Source organism: Mesorhizobium sp. WSM4845 (genome assembly GCF_055811455.1).
In genome coordinates this window covers 1-477 of the sequence record NZ_JBVVQA010000106.1, presented here as the reverse complement: position 1 = coordinate 477, position 477 = coordinate 1, and the positions used below count along the sequence as shown (strand labels likewise).

General features: G+C 65.4%; 1 protein-coding gene and 1 pseudogene. Both read left to right on the top strand.

What is annotated here, in order from left to right:
• Positions 1 to 104 (top strand): annotated as a pseudogene (locus tag AC0L2C_RS34210) (ABC transporter permease); the annotation flags it as partial.
• Positions 104 to 477: ATP-binding cassette domain-containing protein (locus AC0L2C_RS34205; RefSeq protein ID WP_473525536.1), on the top strand; the 374-nt coding region annotated here is incomplete at its 3' end. The pseudogene AC0L2C_RS34210 and the gene AC0L2C_RS34205, both read left to right, overlap by 1 nt.

The following is a 477-nucleotide window of genomic DNA, read 5'->3' as shown; positions in this document are numbered from 1 at the left end:
CGCTCATCCCTGCCGCGGCGATCGCCATGCTGGCGATTTCCGTCAACCTTGTCGCCGACTGGGTGCTCAACCGCACGACGAGCCTGAAGGGAGGGCGCGGATAATGGCTGACCAGCGAGCAAAGTCCGTTCTGCTCGATGTCCGCAATCTGCGCATCGAGGCCACCGTGTTTCCGCCGGGCGAAGCGCCGAAGAACATCGTGCTGGTCCACGACGTTTCGCTGACGCTCGAGAAGGGTAAGGTGCTCGGGCTGATCGGCGAGTCCGGCGCCGGCAAGTCGACCATCGGCCTGGCGTCAATGGGCTATGGCCGCGGCGGCGTGCGGATCACCGGCGGCGAAGTGATCCTCAACGGCCGCGATATCCTCAAGGGCGGCAAGGAAGGCTTTCGCAAGCTCCGTGGCCGCGAGGTCTGCTATGTCGCGCAATCGGCTGCCGCCGCCTTCAACCCGGCGCACAGACTGATGGACCAGGTGGT